This is a genomic window from Cryobacterium sp. (assembly GCF_025463825.1).
Lineage (GTDB): Bacteria > Actinomycetota > Actinomycetes > Actinomycetales > Microbacteriaceae > Cryobacterium.
In genome coordinates, this window is record NZ_JAODBG010000011.1 from 48549 (window position 1) to 73840 (window position 25292).

A 25292-nucleotide genomic window follows, 5' to 3' on the forward strand; every position below is an offset into this window, starting at 1 on the left:
GGTCAGGCGGGCGAACGTTGCTCCCGCGCGGCCCGCGCAAGCGCCCGCAGCAACGCGTTCGCGGCGGGCGAGCCCAGGCCGGCGTCGCGTTGCGCGGTGAAGATGGTGCGCCGCGGCTGCCCGGGCAGGTCGATGAGCCGGCACGAGGTGTCGCGGCCGGTCCAGACCAGGTCGGGCATCAGCCCGACGGCGTTGCCCGATTCGATCAGCCGGATCTGTGATTGCAGGTCGGCCGCCTCGTACCGCACGTCGGGTTCGAATCCGGCCGAGCGGCAGGCCTGCTCGGCGAAGTGCCGGGAGGCGCTTCCGCGTGGTTCCATCACCCACGCCCGTCCGCGCATGTCGGTGAGCGCGGTGCCCGCCGTCCCTGCCGGCACCGCGAGGCGGATGGCGTCGGTGGTCAGGTCGCGCCGCTCGAGGCCCGGTAGCCACGCCGCGGAGTGCGCCGGGTACTGCTCGGCGATGACCATGTCGAAGTCCCTGGCCCAGGTCTCGTGCAGCGCCTCTTCCGGTTCCTTCTGCACCATCTCGACCCGCACGTCCGGGTATTCCGCGGACATGGTCCCCAGCGCCGACGGCATCAGCGCCAGCGCGGCCGACTGGAACACGGCCACTCGTACCTTCCCGCGGACGCTGGTGTGCGCGGCCTGCAGTTCCGCTTCCGCACGCTCGAGGATGTTCGAGAGCTCTTCGGCGGCGGCCACGAGGATCTCCGCCTGCGGGGTCAGTTGCACCCGGCGACCGGATTTTCGCAGCAGAACAGTGCCGGTCTCCTTCTCCAGCAGAGTCAGCTGCTGCGATACCGCCGACGGGCTGTAGACCAGCGCCTCGGCGACGGCGGCCATGGTGCCGCGGATCGAGAGCTCACGCAGCAGCATCAGGCGGTGCACATCTAACACGGGTCCACCCTTCAATCAGCACAGCTTATGGATAACGGTAAGAAACGATCGCTTTTCTTGACGCTTCTTTCTCCGAATACTAGGGGATAGGCCCGCAGGCTTCTCCTCGGCCTCCTTCCTCCCCCGCGAAAGGTCGCCATGACCCTCCTCTCAGCCGCCCCGGGCGCGAGCACCCCGACCTCCCCGTCCGCCGATTCCGTCGACGCCACCCTGAGCGCCGAAGCCATCGCGCTGGTGCGCCGGTGGCTGCGCGAGGCCTCGTCGTATCCGGTGGATGCCTCCGGCGCGCAGTTGGCCGGGGTGCTCAAGGACCCGAAGGGACTCGACTTCACCGTCGGCTTCGTCGATGGTGTCGTGCGGCCGGAGGACGTGAAGGTGGCGGCAGCGAAGCTCAAGGCGATCGCGCCCCAGGTGCCGGGCTTCCTGCCTGCCGCGCTGCGCGGCGCCGTCAGGCTCGGCGGCACCATGGCCCCCATCCTGCCCGGGGTGGTGGTTCAACCTGCTCGGCGAAGCCGTGCTCGGCCGGGGCGAGGCCGGCCGCCGGCTCGAGGGCACGCACAAGCTGCTCGCCCGCGGCGACGTCGACTACGTGTCGATCAAGGTCTCGTCCACCGTCGCCCCGCACAACCCCTGGGCCTTCGACCAGGCCGTCGACGACGTCGTGGCGGAGCTGGCCCCGCTCTTCACCCGCGCCGCCGCCGCCCCGACCGCCAAGTTCGTCAACCTCGACATGGAGGAATTCACGGACCTCGACCTCACCATCGCGGTCTTCACCCGCATCCTCGACCGGCCCGAATTCCTGCACCTCGAGGCCGGCATCGTGCTGCAGGCCTACCTGCCGGACGCCCTGGCGGCCATGATCCGGCTGCAGGAATGGAGTGCAGCCCGGCGCGCCCGCGGTGGTGCCGCCATCAAGGTGCGCCTGGTCAAGGGTGCGAACCTGCCCATGGAGCAGGTGGAAGCCTCGGTGCACGGCTGGCCGCTGGCCACCTGCACCTCCAAGGTGGACACCGACACCAACTACAAGCGGGTCATCGACTACGCGCTGCAGCCCGAGCGCATCCGCAATGTGCGAGTGGGCGTCGCCGGCCACAACCTCTTCGATGTCGCCTACTCCTGGCTGCTCGCCGGCCGCCGCGGCGTGCGCGCCGGCATCGAATACGAGATGCTGCTGGGCACGGCCCAGGGCCAGGCCGAGGCGGTGCGCCGCGAGGTCGGTTCGCTGCTGCTCTACACACCGGTGGTGTCCCCCACCGAGTTCGACGTGGCCATCGCGTACCTGATCCGGCGTCTGGAAGAGGGCGCCTCCAGCGACAACTTCATGTCGGCGGTGTTCGAGCTCGACCAGAACGAAGACCTCTTCGCCCGCGAGCAGGAGCGGTTCCTCGCCTCCGTCGCCGGCCTGGACGGCCTCGTGCCGCCAACGCACAAGGTCGCCGACCGGTACGCCGCCGTCCCCGGCCGGTCGCGGGCGCGTTCCAGAACACCCCGGACACCGACCCGTCCGTCGCCGCGAACCGGGACTGGGCCCGAGCCATCCTGGACCGGGTGCCGAGCTCTGGGCTCGGCCTCGCCAGCGTTGCCGCCGCGCAGGTCGGCGACCCGGCCGAGTTGGACCGTGTCGTGGCCGCCGCGGCCGCGGCCGGCGCCGCGTGGGGCCTGCTGCCGGGCGCCGAGCGCGCACGGGTGCTGCACCGCGTGGGCGACGAAATCGAACTGCGCCGCGCCGAGTTCCTCGAGGTGATGGCCGCCGAAGCCGGCAAGGCCATCGACCAGGGCGACCCGGAGGTCTCCGAGGCCGTCGACTTCGCGCACTACTACGCCGAACTCGCCGCCGAACTCGACAGTGTGGACGGCGCCCGGTTCACGCCGGCCGCCGTCACCCTGATCACCCCACCGTGGAACTTCCCCGTCGCCATTCCCGCCGGCGGGGCGATCGCCGCCCTCGCCGCGGGGTCCGCCGCGATCCTGAAGCCGGCCGCCCTCACCGCCCGGTGCGGTGCGATCGTCGCCGAGGCGATGTGGGCGGCCGGCGTGCCCTCTGACCTGCTGCGGTTGATCCAGGTGAGCGAACGGAACCTCGGCGCGCAGCTGGTCGCACACCCGCAGGTGGACCGGGTGATCCTCACCGGGGCCTACGAGACCGCGGAGCTGTTCCGGTCCTTCCGCGCCGATCTGCCCCTGCTCGCCGAGACCAGCGGCAAGAACGCCATCATCGTGACCCCATCGGCGGACCTCGACCTCGCCGTCAAGGATGTGGTCTCCTCCGCGTTCGGGCACGCCGGTCAGAAGTGCTCCGCGGCATCCCTGGTGGTCTTGGTGGGCTCGGTCGCCGAATCGGCCCGGTTCCGCACCCAGCTGCTGGACGCGGTGTCCTCCCTCACCGTCGGCTATCCGGAAGACTCCGCGACCCAGATGGGACCGATCATCGAACCGGCCGCCGGCAAGCTGCTCGCCGGCCTCAGCACGCTGGGCGCCGGGGAACGCTGGCTGCTCCAGCCCCGCCAGCTCGACGATACCGGCCGGTCCTGGACCCCGGGCGTTCGCGACGGCGTCTCGCGCGGCTCCGAGTGCCACCGGATCGAGTATTTCGGCCCGATCCTGGGCATCATGACCGCCGCCACCCTCACGGAGGCCATCGCCCTCGTCAACGACGTCGACTACGGGCTCACCTCCGGGCTGCACGCCCTCGACCCGCGCGAGATCGGCCAGTGGCTGGGCAGCATCCAGGCGGGCAACCTCTACGTGAACCGCGGCATCACCGGCGCCATCGTGCGCCGCCAGCCCTTCGGCGGCTGGAAGGAGTCCGCCGTCGGCCCCGGCGCCAAGGCCGGCGGCCCGGACTACCTGACCGGCCTCGGCTCCTGGACCCCGGCTCCGGCCGGGACCGGGGTGGCCGTGACCGACGCCCGAGTGGCTGGTCTTGTGGCGGCCGCCCGCGCCGAGTTGCCTGCCGCGGAGGCCGACAGCCTTGATCGCGCGACCCGCAGCGACGCGGCGGCCTGGGCCACCCGCTTCGGTGTGGCCGACGACGTCTCGCAGCTGACCGCCGAGCGGAATGTCTTCCGCTATCTCCCGTTCGACAAGCCGGTCCTGGTGCGCCTCGCCCCGGGCGGTGCCCTCGGTGCGCTCGCCCGCACCGTCGCCGCGGCCGCGCTCACCGGCACGCGCATCACCGTCTCGAGCGGCACCGCCCTGCCCGCTCAGCTGGCAGCCGCCATCGGCGCGATCGCCGGCGAGGTCGTGGTGGACGACGAGGCGGCCTGGAACCGACGGGTGGCCGGCTACGGTGCCGGCCGGGTGCGTCTGCTCGGCGCCGGCGCGGCCTCCGTCGCGGCGGCCAGCGGGGCCCGACCGGACCTGGCGGTCTACGCCAACCCGGCCACCGAGTCCGGTCGCATCGACCTGCTGCCCTTCCTTCGGGAGCAGGCCGTCTCCATCACAGCGCACCGGTTCGGCACGGCCAACCACCTCACCGACGCCCTCATCTGAGCGGCGGGACCGGGGGTCTCGCCGTTAGGCGACTCACGGCCCGAGGGCATCGGCGGCGACCAGGTCAATCAGCAGGTCGACAATTGGGCCCCTTCGGGCGGAACGTCCGGCGGGCAGCCGCGATGCGCTCGCGACCGCCCTGCAGTGCAACTCGCTGTCTACTGCACCGACTTCCGCTCGTAGAGCGCCATCGACCAGACGTATCCGATGACCGTGATGACGACGCACCAGCCGACGGCGAGCACCGCGTTCCAGCCGAGCGGAGTGCCGAGCAGCAGTCCGCGGAGGGTCTCGACGACCGGGGTGAACGGCTGGTAGTCCGCGAACCATTGCAGGCCTGCCGGCATCGACTCCGTGGGCACGAAGCCGCTGCCGAGGAACGGCAGCAGCACCAGCAGCAGCAGCAGCAGATTGCTGGCGGTTTCCACCGACTTCGCCTGCATCCCCATGCCCACGGCGAGCCAGGTGATCGCGAACGCGATGAGTGCGATCAGGCCGGCAGCGGCCAGCCATTGGAGCGGGCTCGCGGTGGGGCGGAAGCCGATCAGAACGCCGACGCCGAGCACGAGCGCGACGGCGAGAATGGCCTGGATGGTGTTGCCGAGCACGTGCCCCGCCAGCACCGCGGCACGGGAGATCGCCATCGTGCGGAACCGCGCGGTGATCCCCTCGGTCATGTCCATCGACACCGTCGTGGCGGTGCCGCCGCCGGTGCCCGCGATGGTGAACACGGACAGGCCGGGGTAGCTCACCATGTGCAGCAGGTTGCGGCGCAGCATCGTGTTGGCGTCGGCGATCACGTGCGTTTGGCGTCTTGCACCCTGCGTCGTGGGGCGCTGGGCGGTGATGGTGGTCATGATTCGGGTCCTTTCGTATCGGTGGGTCCGGGGCCCTCCTGCGTGCCGGTGAGGGCGAAGAACACGTCATCGAGGTCGGGGGTGTGGATGCTGAGGTCGTCGACGTCGAGCTGGGCCGTATCGAGGCGGTCCAGAACGCTGCGCAGGGCGTGCACCCCGCCGTCGCTGGGCACGGTCAGTGCGAGCCCGGCGTCGTCGCGGGTGGCCCCGTCCAGGACCCGGGCGGCGGAGTCGAGGGCAGCGGCGTGAGCGAACCGGAGCCGGATGTGCCCGCCGGGCACGAGCCTCTTGAGCCCGTCCGGGGTGCCGTCGGCGACGATGCGGCCTTGGTCGAGCACCGCGATGTGGTCCGCGAGCTCGTCCGCCTCCTCCAGGTGCTGCGTGGTGAGCAGCACGGTGGTGCCCTCCGCGACGAGGTCGCGCACGATGCCCCACGAGGCGCGCCGGCTGCGCGGATCCAGCCCGGTGGTGGGCTCGTCGAGGAAGATCACGCTCGGGGTGGCGACGAGGGTCATCGCAAGATCCAGGCGCCGCCGCATCCCACCGGAGTAGGTGGCCAGGGGCTTCCGGGCGGCCCCGACGAGGTCGAACTGCTCGAGCAGCTCGGCCACCCGGGTCTTCGACCGTTTCTCACCGAGGTGGCGCAGCCGCGCCATCAGCATCAGGTTCTCTTCGCCGGTGAGGAGGCCGTCGACGGCCGAGAACTGGCCGGTGAGGCCGATCGCGGCGCGCACGCCGTCGGGATCGCGCCCGACGTCACAGCCGGCGACGGTCATGGTGCCGGCGTCCGGCCGCACGAGGGTGGACAGGATGTGCACGGTCGTGGTCTTGCCGGCGCCGTTCGGGCCGAGCAGCGCGGTGACGGTGCCGGCGCGCACGGTGAGGTCAACGTCGTCGAGCACGATCTTGTCGCCGTAGGACTTCCGCAGCCCGCGGACGGCAATCGATGTGGTGGTCATAGGAATCGGTTCCTTTCACTTGAGTCACACGTCATTGCGCGCGACGGATGTTGATGTCACCGAACTGGGTGCGCGCACGCACAGCGACGGTCTGCTCGGTCGGGTCGGGCGCGGTATCGCCGGCGAGCTCGTTGCGCAGGCGCCCGTTCTTGGACGCCAGGTCGAGCCAGGCGGGAACACCGGGTCGCACGCCGATCGCAATCTGGCCGAAGCCGCTCTCGACCTGCACCGACCCGCTCGAGACCTCGCCCAACTGAATGCTGCCGTACGCGGTCTTCGCCGAGACGGCGGCGAACGCCCGTGCGATTTCGAGGTCGCCGTAAGACAGCTTCGCGTCGAGGTCGCCGCCGGACTCGCCGATCTGGATGTTGCCGTGGGACGCCTTGAGAATGGCATCACCGGTGACCGTGCCGATCTCGCTCGTCATCGACGCGGCGCGGCTCGAGCGCAACATCGCCAGGATGGCCGCCTTCGCCGCCGCGGCCGGGCTGGCGCTGCGATCGCACGTGAAAACGCACAAGTCGGTCGAGATCGCGCGCCGGCAGGCCGCCGCCGGCGCCAGCGGCATCACGGTCGCCACGATCTCCGAGGCCGAAACCTTCGCGGCGGCCGGCTTCACCGACATTTTCATCGCCTACCCGCTCTGGCTCGACGCCGACAAGACCGCCCGGCTGCGACGCTTGCTCGAAGCCATCCCGGTCGGGGCGGGTCCGCTGCTCATCGGCGTCGACTCCATCGCCGGTGCTGAACGGGCCGCGCACGCCGCCGCCGGTCTGCTCGACCGGCTGGCGGTGCTCGTCGAGGTGGACTCCGGCCACCAGCGCAGCGGCGTGGCCGCAACCCAGGCGGGGCCGGTCGCCGCCGCCGCGCGGCAGCGGCCGATGAGGCGCGCGAACTCTCCGCCGCGCTGCTCTCCCTGGCCGGCTTCGGCGTGACGGCACGCATCGTCAGCGGGGGCTCCACCCCCTCCGCCGAGTTCGCCGACGCCACGGTGCTCACCGAGCTTCGCCCCGGCGTCTACGTGTTCCGGGACGCGCAACAGTGGGAGCTCGGCATGTCGTCGCCCGACGATATCGCCCTCGCCGTGCACACCACCGTGGTGTCCCGGCACGGCGGCCGCCTCATCGCGGATGCGGGCAGCAAGGTCCTCGGCGCCGATCGAGGATCGTACTCAACGGGTTTCGGACGCCTGCTCGACCACCCCGAAGCGCGGGTCACCGCACTGTCGGAGCACCACGCAACCATCACCGGGGTCGACCTGCCCGCCGGCAGTCAGGTTCGAGTCGTGCCGAACCACGTCTGCACCGCCGTGAACCTCGCCAACGAATACGTGGTGGTGCGCGACGGTGTCGTCGTGGGGCGCTGGCCCATCGACGCCCGCGGCGCCAACACCTAGCAGCAAGGGAAGACAGGCGTTATGGATGTTCAACTCCTCCTCGTGATGACCGGCGCGCTGGTCATCGCCGCCTTCGCCCACCTCCGCGGGCTGCAGGCCGGCATCGTGACCGTCACCCTGGCGGCGGCCATCTCGTTCATCCCCGGCCTGCCGCAACTGCAACTCGAGCCCGAGCTGATCCTCGGAGTCGTGGTCCGCCGCTGCTCTACTCCGCCACCCTCAACTTCTCGTTCTTCGCCTTCGTCAAGAACCTGCGCAGCATCCTCGGCCTCGGCGTGGGCCTGGTGGTCTTCACCACCGCGGTGGTGGGCCTGCTCACCTCGTGACTCTCCCCCGACCTCTGACTGGCCGGCGCGCTCGTGCTCGCCGCAGTGGTCTCACCGCCGGACTCGGTCACCACCGTCAGCCATGGGCGCGAGATCGGCCTGCCACGGCGCACGATCTCCATCCTCACCGGTGAAAGCCTCGTCAACGACGCGGCGGCGCTCACCCTGTTCGCCGTGGCGGTGGCCGCCGTGACCGGCGACCGCGAGTTCATCGAAAACCCGTTCCTGCTCTTCGGCTGGGAGGCCCTGATCGGCCTGATCCTCGGTGTGGTCATCGGCCGGGTCGTCATCAGCGTGCGCGCCAAGGTGGGCAACCCCACCATCGAGAGCGGGCTCAACCTGCTGGTCCCGTTCCTGGCATACTTCGCCGCCGAGCAGCTCCACGCCTCGGCATCATCGCCGTCGTCGCGGCCGGCTTCACCGTGAGCATGTCGCACTTCCGCACCCGGTCCAGCGGCACGCCCTCCACGGCCTACCGGACCCGGCTGCAGGAGGCGGCGCTCTGGCCCGTCGTCGACCTCATCCTCGAGGCATTCGTCTTCGCGTACATGGGCTTGCAGTTCCGGTTCGTGCTGGAGGACCTCGCGGACTCGAGCACCCCCACCTGTCCATCCTCGGGCTGGGCCTGCTCGTGCTGCTCACGGTCATTCTCTGCCGGTTCGCCTGGGTGTACTTCAGCTATGGGCCCGCCCAGCTCGCCCTGCTGACCTACGCCAAGCGGATGGCGCGCACCCTCGACCCGATGGCCCGCCGGCGGGAGCGACGACGGGACGGACCGGACCGGACCAGGCACAGCCGACCCGGGAGGCCGGAGAGCGCGGGCGGACGCGGCGGCGGGCAGGGCGGTCGCCCCTGTCCGCGCGGCAGGCAGGGCGGGCGAGACGGCAGCCACATCACCGTGCTCACGCCGCCGGAGAATCTGCTCGTCTCCTGGACCGGCATGCGCGGCATCATCACCCTCGCCGCGGCCGGCGGCATCCCGCTCACCATCGCCTCAGGGGCGCCGTTTCCCGGCCGCACCAACATCCTAACCGTGGCGTTCATCGTGGCGGTCGGCACACTGTTGCTGCAGGGCTCCACCCTGCCGTGGCTGGCGAAGCAACTGAACATCGACACCACCGCCGAAGACATCGAGATCGAGGAGGGCCGGGCCGCGGCCCGCGCTGGGGCCGACGCCGCGGTGGCCGGCCGAGACGACAGTACCAGCGGTGCGTTCTTCGACCTCCAACGGGCCGCCCTCACCGACGCCGTACTGGCGCGACAATCACCCCGGGCAGCGCCGGTGACGTGCGCGCGGAGATCGACGCCCTGCAGGCGGGGGTGACGCCGCTGCTCGACTAGCGGATCGCATCCGCGCGGGGCAGGCGCTATGGTCAAGGCGAAACAGGGCACCGACCGAGGAGGCCGCCATGACCGTCGGATTGACCATCACCCGCACCATCGCGGCTCCGCCCGAGCGGGTATTCGAAGCCTGGACTCGGCCGGCGGATTTCGCCGCGTGGTTCGGCGACGGCGTCCGGGTCCCCGTCGAGACGGTGGTGATGGACGTTCGGGTGGGCGGCGACTGGACCGCGGTCATGCACCCGCCCGACGGCAGCACGATCAACTGGCACGGTCGATACACCGAGGTGGACCCGCCGCATCGCCTGGCCTTCACAATGAACGACGACCCCGGCCAGGACAGCACGGAACCCGTCATTGTCACGTTCGCGCCGGCCGCCGCCGGCACCGAGATGCGGCTCACCCAGCCCCGCGATGGTCTCACCGACGCCCAACTGGCCCGCACCCTGCTGGGCTACAACGCGTTCTTCGACGCCATGGAGATCCTGGTGGCCGGCCGCGACTGACGGGCACGGGTGGCATTCAGCGAGCTACGCCAGCTCAGCCTGGGTGGGGCCGGGAAGATGCGTCAGCCGCGACACCACCATGGTGGCGGAGAGCAGCGCGAAGGCCGTCGTCGCGGTGAGTACGCCTAGTAGCGAACCTCGTCGACCGGGCCGCCGCCGGCGAGGTCCTCGAGCAGCAGTTCGGGGTGGTCGCGCACGGTGTTGCGCAGGCGCCACGGGGTGCTGAACAGGGCCAGCAGGGTGCCGTCGCTGCGGCGGAGCACCTCCACCTGGCGATCGTGGCCGAGGATCAGCGCGCTTTCCTTGTCGGTGCGGCGGGCCAGCTGATAGGGCAGAACGTCGCTGCGGATGGCCGCGCCGAAGTCGTGCGACATCCGCTCTTCGACCACCTCGAACTGCATCGGGCCGACCGCGCCGAGCACCGGGGCCTGGTCGCCGCGGAGGTCCGAGCGCATCACCTGGATGACGCCCTCGTGGTCGAGCTGGTCGATGCCGCGGCGGAACTGCTTGTGCTTGCTGGTGTCGGCGGGGCGCACGGCGCGGAAGTGCGCGGGAGCGAACATCGGCAGCGGTGGGAAGGTGACCGACGGGCTGCCCTCGTGGATCGAGTCGCCCACCCGCAGCGCGGACGCGTTGACCAGTCCGACGATGTCGCCGGGCCAGGCTTCCTCGGCCACTTCGCGGTCCTTGCCGAACAGCTGCTGGGCATACTTGGTGGCGAACGGCCGGCCGGTGGCGGAGTGGGTGACCACCATGCCGCGGCGGAACTGGCCGGAGCACACCCGAACGAAGGCGACGTAGTCGCGGTGCGAGGAGTTCATGCCGGACTGCACCTTGAAGACGAAGCCGGAGAACGGGCTGGTGACGGGGCGGTGGCCGCCCTCGGCGTCCAGGCGCGCCTCGGCGGGCGGCGCGAAGTCCACCAGGGTGTCGAGGATGTGCTGCACGCCGAAGTTGAGCACGGCGGCGGAGAACAGCACCGGCGTGGTGATCCCGTCGAGGAACAGCTCCTCGTCGTGGTTCTGGCCTTCCTCGTCGAGGAGTTCGGACTCCTCAGCGGCGGCGACCCAGGCGTCGCCCTCGGCGGCGGCGGCCTCGCCAGCGGTGGTGCGCTCGGAGTCGGCGCGGGTGGCGCCGCCGGCGGTGCGGTTGAACCGGATGAAGTCGCTGCTGTCCCGCTCGATCACACCGCGGAAGTCGCCCGCGATGCCCACCGGCCAGGTGAGAGGGGTGGGGATCAGGCCCGTGCGGGTGCGGATCTCGTCCATCAGGTCGAGCGCGGCGGAGCCGGGGCGGTCCCACTTGTTGATCACGGTGATGACGGGCAGGCCGCGCTGCTTGCAGACCTCGAAGAGCTTCATGGTCTGCACCTCGAGGCCCTTGCTGGCGTCCACGAGCATGACGGCGGCATCCACCGCGGAGAGCACCCGGAAGGTGTCCTCGGAGAAGTCCGCGTGGCCGGGGGTGTCGACGAGGTTGATCACGCTGTCGCGGTATTCGAACTGGATGGCGGCGGACGTGATCGAGATACCGCGCTCCTGTTCCATGGTCATCCAGTCGGAGACGGTGCCGCGCCGGCCGGCCTTGCCGTGCGTGGCGCCGGCGGTGGTGATGGCGTGGGCGTGCAGCAGCAGCGCCTCGGTCAGCGTGGACTTGCCGGCGTCGGGGTGGGAGATGACGGCGAAGGTGCGCCGGCGCAATGCCTGAGCTTCGACCTCTTTCGGAGACACTTCGGTGCCCGGGGTCACGGTTGCTTCAGCCACTTGCTAGGTTTCCTGCTTCTTTTCGTCTGTCCAGTGCACTCACGCGCACGCGTCCTTCAAACCTAACCTGCGCGGCTGCCTAACGACTCCGCGCCAATTGTTACCATCCTTTACAAACGTGCCCGGCAGATGGGATAATCTCCCCACAGGCAGTTGACGATCAGCACGCATTCACTCATGGCCGGTTTCTTGCCCCGCCACACTCGCCTACCGCTGAGGAGCCCCTGCCATGACCCTGACGTCGGTGGTCGACCAGGCGCTTCCGCTGGGCATCGGCCCAGCCGTGATCGCGGTCGACGTGGGCGGCACCGATACCAAGGCCGCGCTGTTCGACGAATCCGGCCGGATGCTGGGCCTCAGCCGCACTCCGACGCCTCACGATGGCGCGGGCACGGCCCTCGCGGTGGTCGGCAGGGTGCAGGAGCTCACGCTGCAGTTCGCCGCCGACTTTCCTCAGGTGCGCCCCCGCGCGGTGGGCCTGATCGCTCCGGGCGTGGTCGACGACGACGCGGGCATCGGCATCCTGTCGGCGAACCTGCACTGGTCGAACGTGCCGTTCAAGCAACTCACCGAAGACCTGGTACACCTGCCCACCACCTTCTCGCACGACGTGCGGGCCGCCGGGGAGGCCGAGTTCCGGCTCGGCGCCGCCCGACCGTACCAGAACGTGATGGTGCTGGTCATCGGCACCGGCATCGCCGGTTCACTGTTCATCAACGGCCACGCCCACACCGGTGCCGGTTACGCCGGCGCGATCGGCCACTCCATCGTCGACCCGGCCGGCCCCGTGTGCGGCTGTGGCTCGCGCGGCTGCCTGGAGAGCATCGCCTCGGCCGGTGCGCTCGTGCGGCGCTACACCGAACTCACCGGCATCCGCCCAAGCGGGGCGCGTGAGGTGCTGGCCCTCGCCCAAGCCGGTGATGCCGCCGCGACGGCGATCTGGAGTGGCGCCCTCGACGCGCTCGCCCTCAGCCTCGCCCAGCTCGCCGCGGTCCTCGCCCCCGAGGCCGTCGTGATCGGCGGCGGCCTGGCCCAGTCCGGCGACCGCCTGTCCGTTCCCTTGCGCGAGCGGGTGAGCGCGCTGCTGAGCTTCCACCGCCGACCGGTGATTCTGCCGGCCTCGATCGGCGAGAACGCCGGCCTGCTCGGCGGCGCCCTGCGCGCCCGCGACCTGGTTTCTTGACGGGCGGAGTCAGGCCGGGGCGTGCGGCGGGAACGCCAGCAGCTCGAGCAGCGCCCGCCCGGCCAGCCGGGAGGCACCGAAGGTGGCGATATCGGCGTAGGCGAGGTCGTCCGACGGCCAGCCCATGTCCACCACCAGAACATCCCGACGCTCGGCGCGCAGCGCGTCGACCAGATCGCGAATGAACGGATGCCGGTGGTTGTCCTTGCCGATCACCAGGACGGGGGCCGCGGCGGGGAGCACCAGCTCGGCGGTGTCGTCACTCCCCCGGCCGATCACGTGCTGGACGCGCCACGCCGCCGCGAGGTCGGAACCCGGGTGGGCAGCCACCTCGGCGAACGGGCCCCAGGGGGCACCGCCGACGGCGATGTTCGACACGGTGTCCAGGCGCACCACCGCGTAGGTCGTCGGGACCGCGGCGAGCCAGGCCCTGGCTCGGTCGTTGATCACGAAGGAGGCCGAAATGCGCGCAGTGTCGAAGCTCGGCTCGGAATCGCCCTGCGCCGATTGGGGCGGCGGAGCGGGCAGCGACGTGGCTTGGCTCGCGGCCAGGGTGCCGGCCGCCACGGCGGCGAGCACGGCGGCCTCGATCCGGTCGAGCTGCTCTGCCGTGTTCTCGGTGCCGATGCACAGCAGATCGCACCCGGCGGCGAGCGCCGCCGCGGCCGCCCCGGGGATGCCGAGGATTCCGCTCGCGCCTGCCATGTCCAGGGCGTCGCTGACGATCACTCCGTCAAAGCCCAGCTCGGTGCGGAGCAGCCCGCCGAGCACGGCGGCGGAGAGGGCAGCAGGATGTGCGAGGTCATCACGGCCTTGGCGCCGGCGGCGATCGCCGCGCGGAAGGGCACCAACTCGCGCTCGCGCAGGGTCGCCAGCGCAACATCCACCACGGGCATGGCCAGGTGGGAATCGAGGGCGGTGTCACCGTGGCCGGGGAAGTGCTTGGGGCAGGCCGCGATGCCGGTGGACTGCAGGCCGCGCACCCAGGCGGCGGAGTGCAGGCCCACCCGGACGGGGTCGGTGCCGAAGCTGCGCACGCCGATCACCGGGTTGTCGGGATTGGAGTTGACGTCGGTGTCGGGGGCGAAGGTGAGCGTGCAGCCGGCCGTGCGCAGCTCCCAGCCGACCTGCCGGCCGACCTCTTCGGTGTAGTCGACGTCGTCGATGCGGCCGAGGATGGCGTTGCCGGGATAGGGCGAGCCGGTGGAGAAGTAGAGCCGGGTGACGTCGCCGCCCTCTTCGTCGATCGCGATGACCGCGTGCGGCTTGGCGGCGAGGATGGCGTCCGTCAGCCGCCGCAGCTGGGCGAGTGAGGCGATGTTCTGCCCGAACAGGCACACCGCGCCGAGGCCGTTCTGCAGCCGCTCCGCCAGCCAGCCCGGCAGCTCGGTGCCGACGAGGCCCGGCATGAGGGTGGCGCGGATGTTCCGGCGCAGCGCGGCCTCCGCCGTCACGACGCTCCCGGCCCCGACCTCGGTCCCGGTCATCCCTTGACCGCCCCGCTGACCAGTCCGCTGGTCATCCGGCCCTGCACGAAGAGGAAGAAGATGATCACCGGAATGGCCACCAGGGTGGATGCCGCCATCACCTGGCCCCAGTCGGTGGCCCGGCTGGCGCTGGCCTGGATGAACCCGCGCAACCACAGCGGCAGGGTCTGGCTGGAGTTGTCCTGCAGCAGCACCAGCGCCACCGTGAACTCGTTCCACGCCTGCAGGAACGCGTACACCCCGGAGGCGACGAGTCCGGCGGCCAGCAGCGGGAAGGTGATGCGCATGAACGCCTGGGTGCGGCTCAGGCCGTCGATCATGGCCGCCTCCTCGAGATCGGCCGGCACGCCGGCGACGAAACCGCGCAGCATCCAGATCGTGAACGGCACGACGGCGGCGATGAAGAGACCCTCCGCGGGCAGCATCTGGATCAGCAGCACGGCCAGCACGAACGCGTTGCGGCCGCGGAACCGGAACCGGCTGATCGCCAGGGCGCCGAAAAAGGCGAAGAACAGGCAGAACACCACGGTGATCACGGCGATGGCCGTGCTCATGCCCAGGGCGGGCAGGAAGGTGCCGCCGGAGAACACCGCGACGAAGTTGTCCAGCGAGCCGCCGAACGGCAGCCAGGTGGGGGTGGTGCTCTGCAGCACCACGTTGGGCAGCAGCGAGGAGTTGAGCATCCAGTACACCGGGAACGCCCAGATCGACGCGACCACGATGCCGACGATGCCGAGCACGATCCGGCCGGGGCGGATGCGGCGGCGGCCGCTGGGAGCGCCCGGGCGGCGGGCCGGCGGCTCGGCGGGCAGCGGCCGGGAGGGGGCCGGCGCCGGTGGAGTCCACGGTCGAGGTCATGAGTCGTCCTCCTTGAGCATGCTGCGCACGTAGAACCAGCTCAGCGCCACGGTGAGCACGAGCACGAAGATCGACACGGCACTGGCCATGGCGAAGTCGCTCGAGCCGACACCGAGTTGATAGATATAGGTACCGAGCAGGTTGGTCTCCGAGGCGATCGACCCGGCATCCTGCAACAGCCGGATCTGGGTGAACACTCGCAGGTCCCAGATCACCTGCAGCAACAGGATGATCGCGAGCACCGGCCGGATGATCGGCACGATGATGAACCGCAGCCGCTGCCAGAGCCGGGCACCGTCGAGTTGGGCGGCCTCGAGCACCTCGGTGGAGACCTGGGTGAGGCCGGCATAGATGGAGAACGCCACGAACGGCACGCTCATCCACACCACGATCACCATGGCGATGAAGAAGAAGGACAGCGGGCTGGCCAGCCAGTTGTGGTTCTGGAAGTCCAGGCCGTCATCGCCGCGACGACGGGCATGGCCCAGGCGAGCAGCATCGAGATCTGCAGCATGATGCGCACGGCGGCATGCACGGCGTCCATCAGGAGCGCCATCAGGGTGCCGATGGCCATGGTGACCCGGGCCGTGACCAGGCAGAAGGCCAGTGACCGAGCGACCACCGTCCACATGTACGGGTCCGTGAACAGGGTCTCGTAGTTGTCGAACCAGACGAATTCCGGCGGTTGGCCGAACTGCTGGGAGAGGCCGAACTTCTGCATCGAGGTGATGAACTGCCAGACCAGCGGGTAGCCGAGTGCCAGGATCAGGATGCCGCAGGCCGGGAGCACCAGGAGGTACGGCGTCGACCTGCCCTTCTTGCGGGGCCGGGCGGGGCGAAGTGTGCTCACGCCGCTCTCCTTTCGATGTTCTGGTGTGCCAGTGCGGCCGGGCCGCGGTGCGGAGCTGATGCGGCTATTCGCCGTTCAGCATCGGGGTGAGCTTCTCGTCATACTCCTCCGCGAGGGCCTCGAGGTCACTGGCGCCCTCGATCTTGCTGAAGAATTCCTCCATCACCATCGAGCCCTCCACCGTTGCCCAGCCCGGAGCAGCCGAGGTCAGCTTCGAGTTCGAGGCCGACGCGATCAGGGCCTGTGCGAACTGGTCGTCACCGAGCGCGTCGACGTAGCCGCTGTTCGCCGGGCCGAGGCCGTTCGTGCCGAGCATGGTCTGGTAGTCCTTAGAGAAGATGATCTTCATCAGGCTCTTGGCCAGTTCGGGGTTCTTGCTCTTGGCCGAGATACCGATGTTCGAACCGCCCGCGAAGACCGGGGCCGGCTTGCCGTCGTTGCCGGGCAGGGCGAAGACCGCGTTCTTGGAGTCGTCCCAGGTGCGGGTGGGCTTGCCGTCGGCATCCGTGCCCAGCGTGCCGATCGACCAGTGCGCCCAGGTGGGCGCCATGATCGTCGCGGCCGAGAGCGAGGTGCTCGCCGTGACGGCACCCTCCGCGTCCTTGATCTCGTCGCTGTCGTTGAGGTAGATGTACTGGTTGCTGTCCTTGGCGTCGTTGGGCGCATTGGAGGCGGACTTGTACAGGTCCTGCAGCTGGGCGAGGCCCGTCAGGGTGTTCTCTGAGGCGAGCGTCGAAGTCCAGGTGCCGTCCTTGACGGTGGCGAGGTCCCCGTCGTTGGCGAAGATCCAGGAGATGCCGTTCCGCCAGTCCTGCCCGCCGAGGTAGAAACCGGAGAAGTCCGGGATGTTCAGCGGGTTGGCCGCGTTGATGGCGGCGACGCCGGTGTTGAACTCGTCCAGCGTCGTGGGCAGTTCCACGCCGGCAGCGGCCCAGACATCGGCGCGGGTGAAGACCGCACGGGAGCCGAAGTAGTACGGCAGGGCGTAATTCTTGTCGCCCACCTTGCCCGCGTCGACAAAGGACTGCAGCAGTTTGTCGCCGCCGAGTTCGTCGCACATGTCGCTGATGTCCAGGAACGCCCGACGTTGGTGAAGGTGGACGACTGGGTGTTGCCCAGCTCCGTCACATCCGGGGTGTAGTTCTCGTCCGGTAGCGAGGTGGTGAGCTTGGTGACCAGGTCTCCCCAGTCCTGCTGCTGGATGTTCAGGGTGGCGCCGGTCTCCTTGTTGAATTCGGTTTTCAGGTAGTCGCGGAGTTCGTCGGGGGTGTCACCGCCGGCGAGCCACAGAGTGATGGTCTTGCCGCTGTTGTCGGTGGAGGCGTCGCTGCTTCCATCGGCGTCAGCCGAGCATCCTGCCAGCACGAGGGCGGAGGCGGTGGCCAACGCGGCGAGAGATACAAACTGTCTCTTTATGGGATCTTCCTTCCGTCAGTTGCCGACGTTGGCGGATGCCACATCGTTGATGCAGGTTGAGCCTCGGTTACGACACCCCGAGTTGTGCCGAGAGCACCATGACGGCCGCACCGCGCAGAACGATGTCCTCTCCTTGTTCGGTCATGCGCAGGGTGAGATCGCCGGTTTCGGTGGCCATGGTTCGGGAGAGGATGGTCTCGACGGTGGCCGCCGACAGCGTGCCGTCGAGGAGTTCGGGTGGGCCGCTCAAGACGATCTCGAGCAGGTTGAGGGCGCCGACGACGGGGGCAAGGATGATGCCGAGCCGTCGGCCGGCTTCGGTGAGAATCTGGTCGATCACGAGTTCCGCCTCCGCGGCGGTGGTGGCGGCGTCGGTGGCGTCCTGGATGGCGCTGGTCAGCCGGGGCACCGACAGCCAGGCTTCCAGGCAGCCGGATTTGCCGCAGGCGCAGAGCGGACCGTCATCGGTACCCACGACGACGTGGCCGATCTCACCGGCCGCGAAGCGCTCGCCGAAGATGGCCCGACCGCCGATCAGGAGGCCGGCACCGACACCGTGGCCGACCTTGACCAGCAGCAGGTCGTGGTCGGCGCCGCCGAAGCTGTGTTCGGCGAGTACGGCGGCGTTCGCGTCGTTGACCACCCGCACCGGCAAACCGGTGGCGTTCTGCAGCCGAGCCTGCAACGGCTGGTCGCGCCAGCCGAGGTTGGGAGCGTTGCGCACAACGCCGGCCCGGTCGACGATGCCGGGAGATCCGATGCCGACACCCAGGATGGGGGCGGTGGCCCGGGCGATCACTTGGGCGAGCAGTTCGGCGACCTTGTCATAGGCCGCCTCACCGCGGGCGTCGGCGAGGTCGATTCCGGAGCTGGAGAGCACGACGCCGTCGAGGCTGAGCACCGCTCCGCGCAACCGGGTGTGGCCCGAGAGGTCGAGGGTGACGATCTGGAAGGCGACCCGGTTGATGTCCAGCAGTGTGGCCGGCTTGCCGGGGCGGGGTTCCTGGCGCTGGCCGAGTTCGATGACGAGGTTCTCTCCCATCAGTTCGCTGATCAGGTCGGACACCGTCACCCGGGTGAGGCCGGTCTCGCGGGCCAGGTCGGCGCGGCTTTGCAGCCCGGTGCGGTAGAGCGTCTGCAGCACCAGGGTGCGGTTGTTCAGGCGGATGTGCTCGGGCAGGACCTTCGCAGTGGGGCGAAGGGCACGGTCCTGGATCATCCGCGGGGCACCGGTGGTCGTCATGTTTGTTAGTAGATCTTACGAACTAAAGGTGCGCAAGGGAGAACAAGCTATTTGGTCGACCTGTTTACCAATTCGTAACGCGGCCGCGGTTGTGTTGCCGACTAGCGCTGGGCGCCTCCGGAGACGACCAGATCTGCCCGCGCCCTGGTGGTCTCGATCAGGATTGCGTTCGCGCCGTCCACCGAACTCGCCCAGGCGAGTGCCGCCTCCGGGCTGCGCCCATGCCGGGTGTGCCGGTCCACGAGCCGGCTGAGCCGTTCGTCGGCCGCGGTCGCGCAGAACCAGGACTCGGCGAGCAGGCCCGGAATCCGGTTCCATGGCTCCTGGTCGACGAGCAGGTAGTTGCCCTCGACGACAACGATCTCGGTGCCCGCCGGGATGGCAACCTCCCCAGCGATGCCCTCGTCGACGGTGCGTTCGAAGCTGGGCGCGTAGACGGTGTGGTCCCGCTCCTCGCGCACCCGGTTGAGCAAGGCGACGAATCCCCAGCCGTCGAACGTGTCGATGGCGCCCTTGCGGTCGTGGATCCCCAGCCGGTCGAGGGTGGCGTTGGCCAGGTGGAAGCCGTCCATCGGCAGGTACACGGCCCGTGACCCGGTCGCGCCGTGGTTGAGGCGATCCACCAGCTGCTTCGCCAGGGTGGTCTTGCCCGCGCCCGGGCTGCCGGTGATGCCCACGATGATGCGGCCGTTCTGCGCCAGCAGGCCGAACGCCCGCTCTGCCAGCTCGTCCACGGTCGCTTCTACAATCTCCATAGGACAACTATCCAGCCTGACATAGTGCTCGGCGTTCAGCCCGGGTCGCTCGCACCGACCCGATCGGAACAATCCGCCGCCACTTCGGCTGAGGGCGGTGATTCGTTGCGGTGGTTCGCATGAAAACGCCGCTGACCCCCGGATACGCTGGGGTCGGCGCACACCAGCGCGCCACCGCACGCCGCAACCGCGGCACTCACGAGGACGGGAGGTTCCCATGTCGAATTACATTGCAGATGCACTGGTCGGTGAGCCCGAGGTTCTCGAAGACGCCGGCACCATCGACCTCACCCGGTCCCCCGCATGGTTGCGGCTGAAGCACGCCGCCGGCGTCCTGCAGGCCGTACAGGCGCAGGACGGCTCGATCCCCGAGACCGGCACCGATGCGGATGCGAAGGGCCTGGTCGCCGAGATCACCTCGGCCGTGCAGGAGCTCGCCCCGCACTTCCCGCACGACGCCGCCTACCTCGCCGCCCTCGTGGTCGACTTCGACCGCTGGGCCGCGAGCGGCTTCGGCGTGCCGGACTTCTACGACGCACTGATGGCCTTCCAGCCGCAGCAGCACCGCGTCGACCGCATCCGGCACCTGGTCGTCTTCCCGATGTATACCCAGAACGGCAGCACCAACCCGCTCGTGGAGGCGGTGCTGATCGAGGTGATCTGGCCCGAATTCGTGGCCGAGCTGGAACTGGAGTACACCAACAGACTGTTCGTGCCCATCCGGTTTCTCGACTTCACGGCCGGCTACGACACCAACTCGGCCGTGCTGTTCCCCGAGACCGTGGCGATGCGGCAGATCCCCACGTTCACCTGGGGCGCGATCTTCGCCGACCGGGAGGCCGCGAGGTTCCGCCGGGTGGTGCACGCCGCAGCCTCGATCACCCGGCTCGAGCTGCCCGCCGAGGCCGAGGCGCTGCTCGACGACCAGCACCTCACCGAAGAGACCTTCGTGATGTGGGACCTCATCCACGACCGCACCCACATGCGCGGCGACCTGCCGTTCGATCCGTTCATGATCAAACAGCGGATGCCGTTCTTCCTGTATTCGCTCGAGGAGCTGCGCTGCGACCTCACCGCGTTCCGCGCATCGGTGAAGATCGAACGCGACGACACCGCCAGCCCCGATGCCCGCCAGCACGCCAAGCTGGTGCAGTACGCGGTGATCTTCGACCGGATCTTCCGGTTTTCGATCACCGGCAGCCGGGTGCGCAACTACGACGGCCTGGGCGGGCAACTGCTGTTCGCGTGGCTGCATCAGCACCACGTGCTGCACTGGACGGACACGGCGCTGTCGTTCGACTGGGACGCGGTGCCGGATGCGGTGATCGCGCTCGGCGCCCGGATCGACGAGTTGTACTGGGCGTCGATCGACCGGCCGAAGAAGGCGCACTGGCTGGCCGCATACGAAATGCTCACCCAGACCCTCACGCCGAACCCGGCGTCGAACTGGGCGCGCGGGCTGCCGCTGGAGGTGCTCGCCGGGGCGCCGAAGGGGTACACCGACCTCGTCCTTGACGACGAGTTCCCGCTTTCGATGTTCTTCGAGGCGCTCGACAAGAAGATGAAACCGGTCATCGAGTCGACCGTGGGGATCACCGCGGATGCCTGAGGCCGTCGCCGGCCACACCGTCCTGATCGCCGGGGCGACCAGCGCCGCCGGGGTGGCCGTCGCGGCCGCCCTGGCCGGTGCGGGTGCCCGGGTGTTGGCGGTCGGATCCAACCCGGACCGGCTGCAACGGGTGCTCGAGGTGGCGCCGGAGGCATTCGTCTACGTGTGTGACCTGGCGGACTTCGCCGCGGTGACCGCCCTGGCCGCCTCGGTGCACGTGGAGCACGGCCCGATCGACGGGCTGATCCACCTGGTCGGCGGCTGGCGCGGCGGCGGCGGGCTCGACGGCCAGACCGACGAGGACTGGGATTTTCTGCACGAGCGGGTCGTCACCACGTTGCGAAACACCACCCGGGCGTTCAACGCCGACCTGCGGGCGTCGATGAACGGTCGGCTGGCGATCGTGTCGTCGGTGTCGGTGGATGCGCCCACTCCCGGCGGCGCCAACTACGCCAGTCTGAAGGCCGCCGCCGAGACTTGGACCCGGGCGGTGGGGCACGGCTTCGGCAAGGCCGGTGACACCGCCGCTGCCGTGATCTTCGCGGTGCGCTCCCTGGAGGGCCTCGAACCCCGGCTGGCCGCCGAGGTGCTCGCGCTCTGGGAGGCCCCCGCCCCCACCCTGAACAACACCCGCCGCATCCTCACCTCAGCCTGACCCGCTCCCGCCCCCGGCCATCTGCGCTCCGCGGGCACCGCGCCACTCCGCGGGTGGCACGCCACCCGCGCAACGGCGCCTGACCCGCGCAACGGATCCAATCCGCTCAGCCAATCCGCCCAGCCACCCGCCCAGCGGCGCCCCACCGGCCCAGCGGCGCCCAACCCGCGCAGCGCCCCTCACCACCGCCACGCGGGCACCGCGCCAGTACGCGGGTGGCACGCCACCCGCGTAACGGCGCCTGACCCGCGCAACGAATGCCATCCGCCCAGCCACCCCGCGCAGCGGCGCCGCGCCCGCGCCGCCGCGGGAGCGGCCCCCGGCAGGTACTGGCAGGGCCTCTCACCCGGCGGCGGGTGGCGCCTAGATTTGGCTGCGTGAGCACCCAGAACGAGATCCGTGAATTCTTGGCCAGCCGGCGCGCGAAGATCACGCCCGAGAAGGCGGGTCTGCCGGCCTACGGCGGCAACCGCCGCGTCGCCGGCCTCCGCCGTGAGGAGGTCGCCATGCTCGCCGGCGTGAGCGTGGACTATTACACCCGGCTCGAGCGCGGCAACTTCGGCGGCGTCTCCGAGAGCGTCCTCGCGGCCATCGCCCGGGCGCTGCAGCTGGACGACGCGGAACGCGAGCACCTGTTCGACCTCGCCCGCACGACCGCCTCGGTGCGGCCGGCCCGCCGGCGCCCCGCCCAGCAGCGGGTGCGGCCCACCGTGCAACGCATCCTCGATGCCATGACGGATGTGCCCGCTTTCGTGCGCAACAACCGTCGCGACCTCCTGGCCGCCAACCGGCTCGGCTACGCGGTCTACTCCGAGATCTACGCCGCTGGGGTCCAGCCGGTGAACACCGCCAGGTTCCTCTTCCTCAACCCGCGGGCGCGGACCTTCTTCCTCGACTGGCCGGGCGCGGCGACAGACATGGTCGCGAGCCTCCGCAGCGAAGCCGGCAAGGACCCGCACGACCGGGGCCTGTCCAACCTCGTCGGGGAGCTGTCCACCCGGAGCACCGAGTTCGCCACCCTGTGGGCCAAGCACAACGTGCGGCACCACACCACCGGCACCAAGGGCATCCATCATCCGGTCGTCGGCGACCTGCAGCTCACCTTCGAGTCGATGGACCTGCCCGCCGACCCCGGCCTGGCCCTGATCGTCTACGGCACCGAACCCGGCTCGGCCAGCCACGACGCGCTGACCATGCTCGCCAGCTGGGCCGCCACCGAGGAGCACCTGGCTCCCCAGCGCACGTCCGTTCCCGACGAGGCTCCCCCTGGGGGCTGATCCGCCGGCGCGGCGGCGGCGCTAGCGTGGAGGCATGACTGCACTAGCCGGCACCGACCGGGTCGCTGATCCCCTGGCCGACGGATGGCGGCGCCCGCGCGGACCGCGCTCCAGCTACCGGGCGGCTGCCTGGGTGGCCGTGGGCTGGCCGGCGGCACCGCGCTGAGCCTCACTCTCACCCGCGGCGCAGGCATCATGGCCGAGTCGTCGACCTGGCTGGCGGTGGTGTGGGTGGCGCTCATCGCCCTCCCCTGGCCGCCCGGCGGCGCTGGCCGGAGGCCGTGGCGCTGCTGCTCTCCCTCGTGTTCGGTGTCTTCGGAGCCCTGGGGGTGAGCGACGCCCTGTTCTCGAGCATCTGCCTCTACGTGGCCATCTACTCGGTCGGCGCCTGGAGCCAGCACCGGATGCTCGCCCGCTGGACCCGGCTGGGCATCATCGCGGGCATGTTCATCTGGTTGTTCTGGACCCTGCTCGAGCACGCCAACTAGGCCACCTCCATCCCGGAGCTGTCCCGGGAGGGTGTCTTCTCGCCGTACGCGGCCTACGGGCTGCTACAGGTGCTGATCAACCTGGTCTACTTCTGGGCGGCGTATCACTTCGGCGACACCTCCTCGCATGCCGCCCGGCGCTCCGCGGAGCTGGAGGCGCGCACCCTGGAGCTCGCGGCCGAACGCGAGCGCACCGCCGCCCAGGCCGTGAGCCTCGAGCGGGTGCGGATCGCCCGCAAGCTGCATGACGTGGTGGCGCATCACGTGTCGCTGATGGGCGTGCAGGCCGGCGCCGCGCGGCGCATCCTGGAGCGCAACCCGGAGACTGCCGCCCGGGCGATCGCCGTGATCGAGGAGAGCGCCCGCACCGCGGTCGACGAGCTGCACACCATGCTCGGCGCCCTCCGCGCCGACGATACCGACTGCGACGGCGCCCAACCGGCCAACCAGAGCACCAGCACCCGCGGTGTCGATCAGCTCGCCGAGCTCACCCGGGAGAACACCGACGCCGGTCTCGATGTGCGGATGCAGGTGATCGGCGAGCCGCGCGAGGTGCCGGCAACCATCGGGCTCAGCCTCTACCGCATCGCCCAGGAGGCCCTCACGAACACCCGCAAGCACGCCGGCGCCGGTGCGACCGCGGAGCTGCGGCTGCGCTACGAAGCGGATGCTGTGGAGCTGGAAGTCACCGACACCGCCCGCGGTGCCCGCCCGCACAGAGCCGCGCCCGGTCAGAGCGGCGAGGAGTCCGGCGGGTTGGGCCAGCGCGGCATGCGGGAACGGGTGGCGACCGTCGGCGGCACCCTCGAACTCGGCAACCGGCCCCGCGGCGGCTACCTGGTGCGAGCCAGGGTTCCGCTCGCCGGCGCATCCGGCGCCACCCCGGCCCCTGTGCCCGAGCCTGTCGATAAAGTGCCGGTTCCCAACGCCGAACGGCCGGCCGAATGAGCGAGCCGATCCGGGTGCTCCTTGTGGACGACCAGGCCCTGGTGCGCGCCGGTTTCCGCATCATCCTCGAATCGGAGCCCGGCATCGCGGTGGTGGGCGAGGCCGCCGACGGTGCCGCCGCGATCCGGCAGGCCTCCATCCTGCAGCCCGATGTCATCTGCATGGATGTGCAGATGCCGGGCCTGGACGGCCTCGCCGCCACCCGCGCGATCGTCGCCGACCCAACGAGCCGCGCCGCGGTGCTTGTGCTCACCACCTTCGACAGGGAGGACTACCTGTTCGCCGCCCTGCAGCACGGCGCCAGCGGGTTCCTGCTCAAGAACTCCTCACCGGAGGCCCTGGTTGAGGCGGTTCAGGTGCTCGCACGCGGTGACGCTCTGCTCTCCCCCGAGATCACGCAGCAGGTAATCGCCCGGTTCGCGGGCGACGCCCAGCCCGGGCGGCCGGCGACCGACCGGGCGGATGCTGCACCGACGCCTCGAGCGTCGGCGCCGGAACCCGCGGCGGTCGGCTCACTCACCGACCGGGAACGGGAAGTCTTCGAACTGATCGCGCTGGGCCTGGCGAACAGCGAGATCGCCGGGCGGCTCTACCTCGGCGAGGCGACGGTGAAGACCCACGTGTCGAAGGTGCTGCAGAAACTCGCCCTGCGCGACCGGATCCAGGCTGTCGTCTACGCGTACGAACACGGAATCGTCGTGCCGGGGGCACCGCAGCAACGCTGACCTCACCAAGACCCGTTCACACCCCTCGCAGCGCTCCGCCGCTCCTCCACAGGACGTGATTTTGACCTTGTCCACCAGTGATTGACTGGGCTCGGGGATGTCGGTGGTAGGTGGTTCACTGTCCCTATGGCCACCTCGAATGCCACACCCGAAGACACCCCGAACGGCGCCGACGATCCCGCGGTTGATCCGGTCGCGGCGGCAATCAGCGCGATCATCGATCCGCTGATCGAGAACGAGAAGGCGCTGGCCGGCTGCT

The 25292-nt window shown here is 70.1% G+C and carries 24 protein-coding genes and 2 pseudogenes; 14 read left to right on the plus strand and 12 right to left on the minus strand.

The window, feature by feature from the left end; translation table 11 throughout:
• Positions 1–2: 2 nt before the first annotated feature.
• Positions 3–899 carry a LysR substrate-binding domain-containing protein gene (locus tag JWP54_RS01215; protein ID WP_297366361.1) on the minus strand — a complete coding sequence of 299 codons (897 nt, stop codon included), beginning with the start codon at positions 897–899 and terminating at the stop codon, positions 3–5.
• A gap of 138 nt (positions 900–1037) precedes the next feature.
• Between JWP54_RS01215 and JWP54_RS01220 the strand changes: the two are divergent.
• A pseudogene (locus JWP54_RS01220) lies at positions 1038–4391 on the plus strand (bifunctional proline dehydrogenase/L-glutamate gamma-semialdehyde dehydrogenase).
• 158 nt (positions 4392–4549) lie between these two features.
• Here the strand turns inward: JWP54_RS01220 and JWP54_RS01225 are convergent.
• Genes JWP54_RS01225 through JWP54_RS01235 form a run of 3 tightly spaced genes read right to left on the minus strand, consistent with a single transcriptional unit; the run spans position 4550 to position 6634 of the window.
• Entirely contained in the window at positions 4550–5248 is a 699-nt protein-coding gene (locus tag JWP54_RS01225) for an ABC transporter permease (RefSeq protein ID WP_297366362.1), read from the minus strand.
• Positions 5245–6207 (minus strand): ATP-binding cassette domain-containing protein, encoded by a 963-nt coding sequence (locus JWP54_RS01230; RefSeq protein WP_297366363.1) that lies wholly within the window; start codon positions 6205–6207, stop codon positions 5245–5247. Before JWP54_RS01230 ends, JWP54_RS01225 begins: the two co-directional genes overlap by 4 nt.
• 31 nt (positions 6208–6238) lie before the next feature.
• Positions 6239–6634 carry a hypothetical protein gene (locus JWP54_RS01235; RefSeq protein WP_297366364.1) on the minus strand — a complete coding sequence of 132 codons (396 nt, stop codon included), beginning with the start codon at positions 6632–6634 and terminating at the stop codon, positions 6239–6241.
• Here JWP54_RS01235 and JWP54_RS17630 point away from each other — a divergent pair.
• The 5 genes from JWP54_RS17630 (at position 6609) to JWP54_RS01255 (ending at position 9776) form a co-directional block, all read left to right on the plus strand.
• Positions 6609–7142 carry an alanine racemase gene (locus tag JWP54_RS17630; protein WP_367274167.1) on the plus strand — a complete coding sequence of 178 codons (534 nt, stop codon included), beginning with the start codon at positions 6609–6611 and terminating at the stop codon, positions 7140–7142. The genes JWP54_RS01235 and JWP54_RS17630 overlap by 26 nt on opposite strands.
• Positions 7139–7603 carry a hypothetical protein gene (locus JWP54_RS17635; RefSeq protein WP_367274168.1) on the plus strand — a complete coding sequence of 155 codons (465 nt, stop codon included), beginning with the start codon at positions 7139–7141 and terminating at the stop codon, positions 7601–7603. The genes JWP54_RS17630 and JWP54_RS17635 overlap by 4 nt, the downstream gene beginning before the upstream one ends.
• A gap of 359 nt (positions 7604–7962) precedes the next feature.
• Entirely contained in the window at positions 7963–8355 is a 393-nt protein-coding gene (locus JWP54_RS01245) for a cation:proton antiporter (protein ID WP_297366365.1), read from the plus strand.
• Between the two features lie 205 nt (positions 8356–8560).
• On the plus strand, positions 8561–9253 hold the full coding sequence (locus tag JWP54_RS01250) for a hypothetical protein (protein WP_297366366.1): 693 nt from the start codon (positions 8561–8563) through the stop codon (positions 9251–9253).
• 85 nt (positions 9254–9338) lie between these two features.
• A complete protein-coding gene (locus tag JWP54_RS01255; protein WP_297366367.1) occupies positions 9339–9776 on the plus strand; it encodes an SRPBCC domain-containing protein in 438 nt (145 codons plus the stop codon).
• A 125-nt stretch (positions 9777–9901) separates the two neighbouring features.
• Here the strand turns inward: JWP54_RS01255 and JWP54_RS01260 are convergent, their stop codons facing one another.
• Positions 9902–11539 carry a peptide chain release factor 3 gene (locus JWP54_RS01260; protein ID WP_297366368.1) on the minus strand — a complete coding sequence of 546 codons (1638 nt, stop codon included), beginning with the start codon at positions 11537–11539 and terminating at the stop codon, positions 9902–9904.
• A gap of 229 nt (positions 11540–11768) precedes the next feature.
• On the opposite strand from JWP54_RS01260, the gene JWP54_RS01265 reads away from it, so the two are divergent.
• Positions 11769–12722 carry an ROK family protein gene (locus JWP54_RS01265; protein WP_297366369.1) on the plus strand — a complete coding sequence of 318 codons (954 nt, stop codon included), beginning with the start codon at positions 11769–11771 and terminating at the stop codon, positions 12720–12722.
• A 9-nt stretch (positions 12723–12731) separates the two neighbouring features.
• Here the strand turns inward: JWP54_RS01265 and JWP54_RS01270 are convergent.
• From JWP54_RS01270 to JWP54_RS01305, 7 genes and pseudogenes are all read right to left on the minus strand, one after another.
• A pseudogene (locus JWP54_RS01270) lies at positions 12732–14209 on the minus strand (glycoside hydrolase family 3 N-terminal domain-containing protein).
• Positions 14206–14967, minus strand: coding sequence for a carbohydrate ABC transporter permease (locus tag JWP54_RS01275; RefSeq protein WP_297366385.1), 762 nt, complete (start codon positions 14965–14967; stop codon positions 14206–14208). The pseudogene JWP54_RS01270 and the gene JWP54_RS01275 overlap by 4 nt, the downstream one beginning before the upstream one ends.
• A 96-nt stretch (positions 14968–15063) precedes the next feature.
• The gene (locus JWP54_RS01280; RefSeq protein WP_297366370.1) at positions 15064–15465 is read right to left on the minus strand and encodes a carbohydrate ABC transporter permease; all 402 of its coding nucleotides are present in this window, start codon (positions 15463–15465) and stop codon (positions 15064–15066) included.
• Positions 15459–15917: a hypothetical protein gene (locus tag JWP54_RS01285; protein ID WP_297366371.1), complete on the minus strand. Its 459-nt coding sequence runs from the start codon at positions 15915–15917 to the stop codon at positions 15459–15461. The genes JWP54_RS01280 and JWP54_RS01285 overlap by 7 nt, the downstream gene beginning before the upstream one ends.
• Positions 15918–15981: 64 nt before the next feature.
• Complete coding sequence (locus JWP54_RS01290; protein WP_297366372.1) at positions 15982–16977, minus strand: extracellular solute-binding protein; 996 nt, start codon at positions 16975–16977, stop codon at positions 15982–15984.
• A gap of 423 nt (positions 16978–17400) precedes the next feature.
• Positions 17401–18576 carry an ROK family transcriptional regulator gene (locus JWP54_RS01300; protein WP_297366373.1) on the minus strand — a complete coding sequence of 392 codons (1176 nt, stop codon included), beginning with the start codon at positions 18574–18576 and terminating at the stop codon, positions 17401–17403.
• 101 nt (positions 18577–18677) lie between these two features.
• The gene (locus tag JWP54_RS01305) at positions 18678–19331 is read right to left on the minus strand and encodes a nucleoside/nucleotide kinase family protein (RefSeq protein ID WP_297366374.1); all 654 of its coding nucleotides are present in this window, start codon (positions 19329–19331) and stop codon (positions 18678–18680) included.
• A 217-nt stretch (positions 19332–19548) separates the two neighbouring features.
• Here JWP54_RS01305 and JWP54_RS01310 point away from each other — a divergent pair, with 217 nt between their 5' ends.
• The 7 genes from JWP54_RS01310 (at position 19549) to JWP54_RS01340 (ending at position 25033) form a co-directional block, all read left to right on the plus strand.
• Positions 19549–20940, plus strand: a complete 1392-nt coding sequence (locus JWP54_RS01310) for a DUF6421 family protein (RefSeq protein WP_297366375.1) — start codon at positions 19549–19551, stop codon at positions 20938–20940.
• A complete protein-coding gene (locus JWP54_RS01315; protein ID WP_297366376.1) occupies positions 20933–21595 on the plus strand; it encodes an SDR family oxidoreductase in 663 nt (220 codons plus the stop codon). The genes JWP54_RS01310 and JWP54_RS01315 overlap by 8 nt, the downstream gene beginning before the upstream one ends.
• Positions 21596–21972: 377 nt before the next feature.
• Positions 21973–22872 (plus strand): helix-turn-helix transcriptional regulator, encoded by a 900-nt coding sequence (locus tag JWP54_RS01320; protein WP_297366377.1) that lies wholly within the window; start codon positions 21973–21975, stop codon positions 22870–22872.
• A gap of 34 nt (positions 22873–22906) precedes the next feature.
• Positions 22907–23038 (plus strand): hypothetical protein, encoded by a 132-nt coding sequence (locus JWP54_RS01325; RefSeq protein WP_297366378.1) that lies wholly within the window; start codon positions 22907–22909, stop codon positions 23036–23038.
• 61 nt (positions 23039–23099) lie between these two features.
• On the plus strand, positions 23100–23360 hold the full coding sequence (locus JWP54_RS01330) for a hypothetical protein (protein WP_297366379.1): 261 nt from the start codon (positions 23100–23102) through the stop codon (positions 23358–23360).
• Between the two features lie 69 nt (positions 23361–23429).
• Positions 23430–24308 (plus strand): sensor histidine kinase, encoded by an 879-nt coding sequence (locus JWP54_RS01335; protein ID WP_297366380.1) that lies wholly within the window; start codon positions 23430–23432, stop codon positions 24306–24308.
• Complete coding sequence (locus JWP54_RS01340; protein ID WP_297366381.1) at positions 24305–25033, plus strand: response regulator transcription factor; 729 nt, start codon at positions 24305–24307, stop codon at positions 25031–25033. Before JWP54_RS01335 ends, JWP54_RS01340 begins: the two co-directional genes overlap by 4 nt.
• Positions 25034–25292: the final 259 nt, after the last annotated feature.